Raw genomic sequence first — 7,427 nt, 5'->3', positions numbered from 1 at the left:
AAAGCAAAAACATGTGATGAACTGTATAAATCCATTGGAAAAGCATTAAGTTGTATCACACAAAAAGACGCTGAAGGATGGTTTAAATCCTGTGGATATGTAAAAAGTTAAAAGCAAAATGCTCTAGTGGTGGGGAAATATTCCTCCTCGAAGAATTTTCCGTAAAGGACAGATTGCCGTTGGGCACGTTGTGCGCGTTCCTGCTCGCGGATTTTGGCTTCTTCGTTCTGTTCGCGTCTTTCAGTCAGGGATTGCGGCCCGGCTCCAAGACGGATGTTCTCACGAATCTCACCAAGGAGCTTGCTCGCTTTTTCGGCAGTCATGCCTTCAGAAGCCCAGCCTGCGCCTTCTTCCTTAAGTTGACTGTTTACCCGGTAGCGGATGAAAAAATAGCGGTCTTGGCGTACCCCGTGTTTTCGAGTCGCGTGTTCGCGGTATCTGACACCGGGATATGAGGTAGGTTTCTTCTCTCTGCTCATTCTGGCCCCACAATGGCCCCACATTTTAAAGCAAAAGAAGGGGAAAAACGGTTAGGAGGTGTTAAGGTCTTGTATGCCTAATCTCCTTGCCTGGCAAGGAAAATCTGGAAAATTGAAAAAGAGAGTTAAGATAGTATGCTCGGAATGGGGTTCAAGGGGTCGAAGGTTCAAATCCTTTCATCCCGACCAGAAATTCCAAGTTTTTTTCACAAAGGGAACCAGCGAACGTTGGTTCCCTTTCTCATTTTCCGGCGCGTAGAGCGTTTTCTCATGAAATCAGCTCAACGCTCCAGGTTCCCGGAAGCATAAACGCGGGCCTCACGCTCTTCTCTCCAGCCGGAAGGCTTTGGCGCGGCTTACGAAGCCAGAGCGTTCCTGATCTTTTCCGGCGTCACGGGCAGCCGGTAAAAGCGCTTGCCGGTGGCATGGGTGATCGCGTTGCCGATGGCCGCAACAATGGGGATCATCGCCAATTCCGCCATGCCTTTTGGCGGCGAGCTTTCGGACAGGGGCGCAAGATATTCGACCGTCTGATTCCAGACCGCCACATCCCTGGCCCGCGGCAGGGTGTAGCGGTTGAAGTTCCATGTGCCGTTGCCCGGCCCGTCTTCGTAAAGCGGCAATTCTTCCATCAGGGCATGGCCGATGCCCATGGCCAAACCGCCCTGCAACTGGCCGGACACGAGTTCGGGCACAATCACCCTGCCGGGGTCAAGTATATAATGGTGGCGCATAAGTTTCACCTCGCCCGTGAAGGTATTGACGTTGAGCTCCACGATGCAGCCCGCGGGCGTGTAGGTCGTCACGCCGGCGTCATTGCGCTGCACCGGCGGAAACTTCACGCGGCTTCTCCTGATGAAATGGTACCCGCCGTTGCTCATACGCCGCTTGAGTGTGGCGGGAGCGCCATCGCCGTACCTCACGGAGAGCGCATCCGCCGGCATTTCAACGGAACCGACGGTCGGAATGTCGAATGTGGCCGTGGCCCATTCCCAGCGGCTGAAGCAGTGCAAGGCAACCCCGGTCACCAGCCCCAGCTCGTGCGCTTTTCGGGCAAGCCGCTCAAAGGGCAGGGTTTCCAGGCCGTCGCCGCCGATGCCACCCTCCACCACACGCAGTTTGTCCACAGTCATGAAGCCGCCGGCGATCTGCCCGCCGCTCGGTCCCTCGCTCCAGATGGCGCGCGCCGCGGGCCAGAGCGTGTTCTCAAACAGAAAGCGGGCCGCCTGCCGTGTGGCAAAGCCGATGAAATACGCGCTGTTGGAAGCGCTCATGGCCGGCAGCACGAACGGCACCCAGTAAGGATTCTTCTGGAGTTCATCCTGCTCTTTTTGCGTGCTTGCGTAGGGAGAGCAATTACTGACAACCGGCAATTCGGCGAATTTCGTGACCCCGAATTCAACGAAATCGGGCGCCTTGCCCAGCATCTCGCGGACAATGACCTGCTGCGCCGTGGTCGCGCCGCTGCCGATCTCCTGCACGCAATGGCGCATCCGCATTGTGCCGTCAGCATCGAATTGCAGCGCCAGCGCGCTGGTATCCGCGCCAGTGCCGTAATCCTTCTGCACCTGCGCGAAGCCCACGCCGTACAGTTTGCCGGGGTTGGCCTTGTCAAATGCCGCCTTGGCCTTGTGCCGGTTCACCCACAGCGGATGCTTTGCCGCGAGATCGAGTATGGCAATGTTGCGCAGTTCGCCCTGCGGCTGCGCGCCCTGGGAGTTTTCAAACCCGGCCTGCAGGGCATTGCGACGACGCAGCTCGATCTGATCCATGCCCAGCTCTGCCGCGACTTCATCGACCATCAGCTCCGTGATGCTCATTGCCTGAAGGGTTCCGTAGCCGCGCATGGATCCGGCCTCCACCGCGCGGCTTGCCAGCGCAATGGTCGCCAGATCGGATTTGGGAAAATAATAAATCGACTGCGCGGCCGTTGCGGCCACCTGCGCCACCGAGAAGGAGAAATTGGCGCGCCCGCCGCCGTTGAGGTTGTAAAAGCCTTTCAGGATTTCAAACCTGCCGCTCTGACGGTCGGCCACAATGGTCACGTCCATTTCGATGGAGTGGCGCTTTATGCCGAGCTGAAACTGTTCATAGCGGTTGTTGGCCAGCCTCACCGGCAGGCCGTCGCCGTAAAAGCACGCCGCAACGGCATAGAATGGAAAGATGGAATGATCCTTGGAGCCATAGCCGACCGTTGTTCCGGTCAGCAACTTGATGGTCTTGACCGGGAAGCGCGTATTGTCCTTGACCATCACAGCGGCGGCGCGGGCGACCTCGTACGGCGACTGCGTCGAAGTGATCAGGTGCAGGGTGCGCGTTTTCGCGTCATACCAGGCATTGCCGTTGTCCGGCTCCAGGGCGCTGGGGTCGATGGATTGCGAGAAACCGTGCCGCTCCAGCACCAGCTTGCTCCTGTCATGGCGCGCCGCTTCAATGGCCTTTTCGATTTCCGCGGCCGCGGCCATGCCGCGCCGCATGGGCTCATAGGTTTCGCGCGCCACCGCACGCGGATCACGCACGCCGCCGCCGCCTCGGTTTTTCCTTCTCACGCAGGCGGGCACGAAAACGCCTGTGGGACTGTCCGGCGGCCAAACCGGTTTATCGCCGTCAAAAGCGCCCCAGATAACCGCATCCTGCATGGGCGAAAACGCCGATGAGGCCGTGGGGCTGCTGCCGCCGATGCGCACATAGCGTGCCGCGCCATAGTTGGGCAGAGTCTTCGGGCCGGTGACCGCGCCGTATTTCACCACGTTTGTTTCAAAGCGCAGCATGCGCTTGGCTGCCTCGTATCTGTCGAAGTCGCGATATACCAGCAGGGCCACGGGATGCCCGATCATTGGCGGGGTCTGCCCTGCGGGAACCAGAAAATTTTTGCCGTAAAACTCGGCCGAAAAACCCTCAGGCTGCGGGACAGTCAGGCCGTCGCGGGCCAGATCCTCATGCAGCACAAGGCGGTCGGGCTGCAAATCGGGCCCCAGAATGCCCGGATCAACGCCTTCAAAAATCCGGTCGGCCCGCGTCGCCTTGATGAAGAAGGCGTGCGCCTGCTCCTTGGGCCAGCCGGGCAGATCACGCGCGCGAAAGTCCAAGGCGAATTCTTTCTGTCCGGTCACCTTGCGTACGGCATCCCACCGGTAGCGCGCCTTGCCGTCCGGCGACAGCCAGCCCGGAGCGCTGGGGCCCGAATGCGCCTCCAGCGCATGCGCGGTCGGCAAGCGCCCGATCAACACGGAAATGCCGGCAATGGTGCCGATTTTGATGAAATTGCGGCGCGAAATATCAATTGTCATTATCTTTCTCCTATCCGAAAACCCTGTGCGTCGAAGACGGCAAAGGTCAGGAAAAACGACGCGGCCGCCTTGCGACGGCCCCTGCGTCATTTCATTCATTTTACAGCGGTTTCCTGCGCGCTCACCTGCCCGGCTGTCACCGGCGCGGCCTGGCCGCCCCATTCCGCCCGGATCCAGCTCACAAGCTCCGCGATCCTGGCGTCATCCATGCGGTGCGCAAAGGGTGGCATGGCGTACATGCGCTCGCCATTCTTGAAGATCTGCGTGGGAATACCGTTGAGAACGACTTTGATGAGCGTCTGCGGATCGGCCATGGCCAGCGTGGCATTGCCTTTCATGGCCGGACCCACATGGGGAATGCCCTGCCCGTTCATCCCGTGGCAGCCCGCGCAGGACTCAATATAGGCCAGACGGCCCGCGGCCAGGGGCGTGCCGCTTGTCGCATCGGCTTGCGGCAGCGGCGCGGGAGGCGCTGCCGGAGCGAGCGTCCTGCCGTCCTTGCCGGTGAGCAGATAGACGGCGGTCGCCTTGACGTCCTTTGGCTCCATGGCGCTGGTCGAGAAGTGCGTGACCGTGTACATGCCGTCGAACGAGGTGCCCTGGGGGGCCATGCCCGTGGCGAGATAGGCGCTCAGCGTGGGAACATCGAAGCCGCGCCCGGCAAGCGCTGCGGCGGTAATATCGGGAACCGCCGCGCCATCCACCTCGCCGCCCTGCAAGGCGCGGGAGAATTCGACGCCCATCGTGAAGTTGCGGGGGGAATGGCAGGCGCCGCAATGCGCCAGACCTTCGACGAGATACGCGCCCCGGTTCCAGGCGGCGGAGCGTTGATCATTCTGCGGCGCCTTGCGGTCCGGGAAATTCACGAGCGTCCAGAAATTCATAAAGGAGCGCACAGGCAGCACGAACACGCCGGTATTGGCCTTGTTGGGCACCGGCATGTCCCCAATGCTCATGTTGTAGGCATAGAGCGCGTCGATGTCCTCTGGCGTCATGATATGCGTGAAGACAAAGGGCATGGCCGGGTAGAGATTGCGGTTGCCAGGCGCAATGCCGTCCCGCATGACGCGGTGATAATCGGCGCGCGTATAGTTGCCGATGCCGTACTGTTTGTTTGGCGTGATGTTGGTCGAATACAACGTGCCAAAGGGCGTGGCTATGGCCAGGCCGCCTGCGCCCATGGGCCCTTGCGGCAGGGAGTGGCAGCCGAAGCAGTCTCCGGCCAGGGCCAGTTCGCGGCCGCGCGGGATCAGCGCCCGCATCTGGTCGGGCGAAAGGCTTTGCCGCGCCTGCGGGGCCACGCTGGAGGAACGAAACAGCCCGGCCAGAATGAGAAGCGCCACCACAAGAAGCACGGCGATGACGACGAGCAGTGAATTGCGCAACGCAGTGCGTTTCATGGCCGCTCCTTCGAATCAAGCACGCAGCCCGGCGTGGCAAGCGCCACGTCGCGCACGGCTTCGTAATACCGCACATAGCCCGTGCAGCGGCAAATATGGTCGTTGAGCGCCTCCTCAATGGCGCTCTCCAGTTCGTCCCGCCTGACCGGCTCGCGCTTCAGCCGATCGATGAAAGCGGTGGCGCCTGCGACAAAGCCGGAGGTGCAATAGCCGCATTGGAAGGAAAATTTTTCGATGAAAGCCTGCTGGATCGGCGTCAGTTCCGTCACCTTTCCGGCCGCGTCCGTTTTGGCCTGGCCTTCAATGGTAATGATCGTCTTGCCGGCAAAGGAATGGGCGTTGGCAATGCAGGTCCGGGTATCGACAAGGCTTCCGTCCGGCCGGACTTCCACCACCGTGCAGGCATGGCAGACGCCTTGCCCGCAGCCGAAATGCGTGCCCGTCAAATGGAGATACTGGTGTAAAAAATCGATCATCGGCATCCCGACCGGCACATCGAGCGGGCCGACCTTCTTGCCGTTTACAATCAGGCTCAATGGCTTTTTTTCGATTTGAGGAGCTCTGTTTTCATTACTCATGAGAGTGCCTTTCCATTTTTTGTATAAGTGAAAACCCATAACCGTATGCTGTGCTTCCGAAGACGGTTTGGCGGCCTCAATTGCAGTGATCATGGCATACTATTCCAATGAGTTTGCCATGCGCTACTTTTTATTCTCTCTTGAAACACCTGGCAGCACTATGCAAAATTCTGATGGCAATCAGACACGATGCTGACCAGTCTCAAAATGGAATCTAGAAGCTTTTTGCAAAAATAGCAATATCTATATTAAGATTACGATAAAATAATAGTTTATAAGATTCACTTCACAGAGAAAAAGGCTGCTTTGCAGCAAGCAATGTACTGAGGGCTGACCCTAAGGCCCATACGACACGGGGCTGCCGCATCTTATGCGTCCGCCCTGCCCTGCGACATCTTTTGACTTGAAAATATCCGGCAAATCAGGCTCTATGAGTGCCGCGCCTTCTCCCGGCACAAGGGGCGCGAGCCGGGAGGGGCGGCCCCGGCGGCAACGGAGCGCATCCGCAAAGATTGTGCTCGATCCGCCATCCGTCTCGCCTGACGGAGACGACAGGCACGCTTGCGCCGTGGTCCGAAAGGTTTTGATTCCGTCCTTTAGGGGTAGCCCTTAGCTGTTGATGATTTCGTTGGGCATAATTGACCTCAAATGGTTTTCGTCACCAGCGGCAGCGTTTGCGCCACTGGTCTTCATTGTTTCTTGTTTCCCGCCGCCGTCCCATGCAGGCCACGCGGATGACGCGAAAGCAGGCAAGCGGCGTCATGCCGGTGCACTGCACGAGGTAAAGGACGAGGATTGCCGCGACGGCAATGGCCGCTGTCCACCAGGCCCAATGGAACAACCAGAGAGCCAGAGGAAAGACGGCGCGGGCGTCCAGAATGAAGATCTTGGGCGTGAGCGCGGTGTCGCGCCAGAGAAGGTCAGCCATTGACCGCCTCCTTGCCTTTGCGTTCCGCCAGAATCGCCAGATAGTTTTCTCTGGCGAGCCTGCCGCCTTCATAGGCGGCTTGTGCGGCGTCCTGTATTCTCTGGCCTGAGACGGCCAGCAATTCTTCGGTTTTCAGAATCAACCGTTCCAGCGGCGTATCCAGCAGGGTTTCCCGAATCTCCGGGGTGAAGGCAGATACTCGCGCAGGGCGATACGTCCGCTCTTGTCCGGCAAGGGGAGCAGGCGTTGCGAGACAATCAGCCGCCGACTGGAAAGCAGCGTGGACTTGCCCGCCCCCATCACGCCCGTGACCAGCACCAGACCGTTGGACGGCATGGCGTGATCAAGGATGCCCTGTTCCACATGCAGGTCTTCCAGAGCGGACGGCAGGGAGGGAATGGCGCGGAAGACGATTTTGACGCCTGTGGAATACCCGTCCGCCACCGGCGTGGCGTTGCCGCGATAGCGACGGCGCACGCCGCGCGCTTCCTCGATTTCATGGGCGAAATCATAATCCGACTGGCCGGATTTGATCTGCGCGGAAACGGAGTTGTTTCGGGTCAGATGCTCCAGCGCGGCCAGTTTTTGCGAAGCGGGCTTTTTGGACACGTCAACCTGGAAACGCTAGGGTGCGTCGTCAATTGACAGTTGCTGAATAATAATTACTTCCTCTCTACCAACCTGGGAGGATGAATGATACCAGCTCACCGTCGCCACGATATATCTGATGGCCTTTGGGAAATTTTGAAACC

At 59.1% G+C, this 7,427-nt stretch carries 7 protein-coding genes; all 7 read right to left on the bottom strand.

What is annotated here, in order from left to right:
* Window positions 1-107 precede the first annotated feature (107 nt).
* On the bottom strand, window positions 108-479 hold the full coding sequence (locus G7Y51_RS12750; RefSeq protein WP_165178066.1) for a hypothetical protein: 372 nt from the start codon (window positions 477-479) through the stop codon (window positions 108-110).
* A 356-nt stretch (window positions 480-835) separates the two neighbouring features.
* Window positions 836-3,769, bottom strand: coding sequence for a molybdopterin cofactor-binding domain-containing protein (locus G7Y51_RS12745; protein WP_165178064.1), 2,934 nt, complete (start codon window positions 3,767-3,769; stop codon window positions 836-838).
* Window positions 3,770-3,864: 95 nt separating this feature from the next.
* Window positions 3,865-5,169, bottom strand: coding sequence for a cytochrome c (locus G7Y51_RS12740; RefSeq protein ID WP_165178063.1), 1,305 nt, complete (start codon window positions 5,167-5,169; stop codon window positions 3,865-3,867).
* Window positions 5,166-5,747, bottom strand: coding sequence for a (2Fe-2S)-binding protein (locus G7Y51_RS12735; RefSeq protein WP_165178061.1), 582 nt, complete (start codon window positions 5,745-5,747; stop codon window positions 5,166-5,168). Before G7Y51_RS12735 ends, G7Y51_RS12740 begins: the two co-directional genes overlap by 4 nt.
* A gap of 658 nt (window positions 5,748-6,405) precedes the next feature.
* Window positions 6,406-6,675, bottom strand: a complete 270-nt coding sequence (gene icmT, locus G7Y51_RS12730) for an IcmT/TraK family protein (protein ID WP_165178059.1) — start codon at window positions 6,673-6,675, stop codon at window positions 6,406-6,408.
* The gene (locus tag G7Y51_RS12725; protein ID WP_165178057.1) at window positions 6,668-6,817 is read right to left on the bottom strand and encodes a hypothetical protein; all 150 of its coding nucleotides are present in this window, start codon (window positions 6,815-6,817) and stop codon (window positions 6,668-6,670) included. The genes icmT and G7Y51_RS12725 overlap by 8 nt, the downstream gene beginning before the upstream one ends.
* The gene (locus G7Y51_RS12720; protein WP_165178055.1) at window positions 6,814-7,284 is read right to left on the bottom strand and encodes a hypothetical protein; all 471 of its coding nucleotides are present in this window, start codon (window positions 7,282-7,284) and stop codon (window positions 6,814-6,816) included. The genes G7Y51_RS12725 and G7Y51_RS12720 overlap by 4 nt, the downstream gene beginning before the upstream one ends.
* Window positions 7,285-7,427: the final 143 nt, after the last annotated feature.

Source organism: Desulfovibrio sp. ZJ369, from assembly GCF_011039085.1.
In the GTDB taxonomy this organism is placed as follows: domain Bacteria; phylum Desulfobacterota; class Desulfovibrionia; order Desulfovibrionales; family Desulfovibrionaceae; genus Desulfovibrio.
The sequence above is the reverse complement of the archived record's forward strand: the minus strand, read 5'-3'. Positions and strand labels throughout refer to the sequence as shown.

Coding starts and splice junctions, on each gene's coding strand:
- G7Y51_RS12750 (WP_165178066.1), bottom strand. CDS start 479: ATGAGCAGAGAGAAGAAACCTACCTCATATCCCGGTGTCAGATACCGC.
- G7Y51_RS12745 (WP_165178064.1), bottom strand. CDS start 3,769: ATGACAATTGATATTTCGCGCCGCAATTTCATCAAAATCGGCACCATT.
- G7Y51_RS12740 (WP_165178063.1), bottom strand. CDS start 5,169: ATGAAACGCACTGCGTTGCGCAATTCACTGCTCGTCGTCATCGCCGTG.
- G7Y51_RS12735 (WP_165178061.1), bottom strand. CDS start 5,747: ATGAGTAATGAAAACAGAGCTCCTCAAATCGAAAAAAAGCCATTGAGC.
- icmT (WP_165178059.1), bottom strand. CDS start 6,675: ATGGCTGACCTTCTCTGGCGCGACACCGCGCTCACGCCCAAGATCTTC.